Annotated in this window: 2 protein-coding genes; both read right to left on the bottom strand. The window is 74.5% G+C overall.

The window, feature by feature from the left end:
* Nucleotides 1-429 precede the first annotated feature (429 nt).
* The gene (gnd, locus tag FNH04_RS45060) at nt 430-1326 is read right to left on the bottom strand and encodes a phosphogluconate dehydrogenase (NAD(+)-dependent, decarboxylating) (RefSeq protein ID WP_152792011.1); all 897 of its coding nucleotides are present in this window, start codon (nt 1324-1326) and stop codon (nt 430-432) included.
* Nucleotides 1327-1330: 4 nt separating this feature from the next.
* A partial coding sequence (locus FNH04_RS45055; RefSeq protein WP_228032025.1) for an NAD(P)-dependent oxidoreductase occupies nt 1331-2269 on the bottom strand: 939 nt, incomplete at its 5' end.

Genomic DNA, 2269 nt, shown 5'->3' with positions numbered 1-2269 from the left:
ACCGCCGCCGTCGTGGTGGCGCGGATTCCGCGCCCGGCCCAGCGGCGGGCACCAGGGCGGTGCCTCACCGACGCCCTGATCGCTGTCCGCCTGGTCGCTGTGCATCTCGTCAGCCAAGTCCTTCCCTCCGCGTCGCCGACGGCCCCTGTCGCGGCGGCCGCCACACCGGTTCCGCTCGCGCGGTGGGCCCCCGGCTGTCCGGCACGCCGTGCGGCCGTTCGGGCCGGCGCGTATGGCGGGTTAGGGCGCTGCCGGACGGTGGTGATGCGGCGGCGTCCCGGGTGCACGGAAGGCTGGCCGTGCGCTCGCCCCCGGTGGCACCGTGACAGCTCGGCGGTCCGGGTGGATGCCCGGGGCCCGTCGAGCGGTCACCGGACGGGCCGCGGTGGCCCGCTCCGCGGCGCGGTCCGGCCGTGCGGCCGCAGTGGCTCAGCCGTTGCCGCCGGAGGCGGCCGGGGCGGTGTGCACGGCGTGCCCACCGAACTGCTGCCGCATCGCGGCGAGTGCCCTCAGCTGGGCGGCGTCCGGCTTGCGGGAGGCGAAGCGGGCGAAGAGCGCGGCGGTCATGGCCGGGGCGGAGACCGCCAGGCGTACGGCCTCCTCGACGGTCCAGCGGCCCTCGCCGGAGTCGTCGACCCGGCCGGACAGGCCGGCCAGCCCGGAGTCCTGTTCCAGGGCGCGGACGAGGAGGTCGAGCAGCCAGGACCGTACGACCGTGCCGTGCCGCCAGGAGGCGAGGACCTTCGGTACGTCGGGCACGTACTCGCTGGCCTCCAGCAGCTCGTAGCCCTCGGCGAGGGCCTGCATCATGCCGTACTCGATGCCGTTGTGGACCATCTTGACGTAGTGGCCGGCGCCCACCGGGCCGGCGTGGCAGATGCCGTCCTGCTCCGGCGCGAGCGACTCCAGCAGCGGCCACACCCGCCGGACGTGTTCGTCGGCGCCGCCGCACATCACGGCGTAGCCGTTCTCCCGGCCCCAGATGCCGCCGCTGACACCGCAGTCGACGTATCCGATGCCGTGCTCGGCGAGCACAGCGGCGTGCTCGGTGTCGTCGCTGAAGCGGGAGTTGCCGCCCTCGACGACCACATCGCCGGGGGAGAGCAGTCCGGCGAGCTGTCGCAGCGCCTGGCGGGTGGGGTCGCCGGCGGGCAGCATCAGCCACACGACACGCGGGGCGGCGAGCTTGCCGACCAGTTCCTCCAGGGAGTCGACGTCACGGTCGGGGGAGGTGCGGCTGTAGCCGACCACCTCATGGCCGCGGTCGCGCCAGCGGGCGGCCATGTTGCCGCCCATACGTCCCAGACCGACGATTCCTGCCTGCATGTGTTCAGTCCTTCGTGGTGGTGGGGTGCGAGTCGGGGGAGGGCAAGCGGCCCTCACGCAGCAGCCGGAGGACGACGCTGTTGTCCAGGTCTCCGAGGCCGCCGGAGTCGACCGCCGCGTAGAGGCCGGCGACGGTGGCGGCCAGTGGCAGTGAGACGTGTGCGTCGTCGGCGCTGTCCAGGACGAAGCCGAGGTCCTTGTGGAGGTAGCGCGCGGGGCCGGAAGGCGTGAAGTCGCTGTGGGCGAGGTGGTGGCGCTTCTGTGCGAGCACCTCGGAGGAGGCGAGACCGCCGGCCAGCACCTCCAGCAGGGCCGCCGGTTCGAGTCCGCCGCGCTCACTGAGCACGACGGCTTCGGCGAGGGCCACCAGCGTTCCCGCGACGACGAGCTGGTTGCACGCCTTGGCGAGGGATCCGGCTCCGATGCCGCCCATGCGGCGCACGGTCGAGCCCATGGCAGCCAGGTACGGGCGGACCCGCTGGACGGCGTCCTCCGTTCCGCCCGCCATGATCGACAGGGCGGCGTCGCGGGCGCCGGACACACCACCGCTGACGGGAGCGTCGACGACCTCGATGCCGCGCGGACGCAGCTCCTCGGCCAGGGCCCGGACGGCCACCGGCGAGACGGTGCTCATCACGACGAGCGTGTCCATGGCACGGCCCGCGCCCGCGGAACCGGCGCCCGCGAGCAGTCCGGTCGGGGCGTCCAGCAGCGCCCGGACCTGGGGCAGGTCGGGGAGCATGACGAGGACGACCCGAGCGGCGCCGGCCACCTGGGCGGGACGGTCGGCGGTACGGCACCCCGCGCTGACAGCGGCGTCGAGTGGAGGCCGGCTGCGGTTCCAGGCCAGGACGTCGAAGCCCGCCCCGGCGAGGTTGACCGCCATCGGCAGACCCATCGCACCGAGTCCGACGAAGCCGACGGTCCCGGGCGGGGAGGGTGG

Origin of the sequence: Streptomyces phyllanthi, assembly GCF_009377205.1 — a bacterium.
GTDB classification, from domain to species: domain Bacteria; phylum Actinomycetota; class Actinomycetes; order Streptomycetales; family Streptomycetaceae; genus Streptomyces; species Streptomyces phyllanthi.
This window is presented reverse-complemented; position numbering and strand designations above follow the sequence as displayed.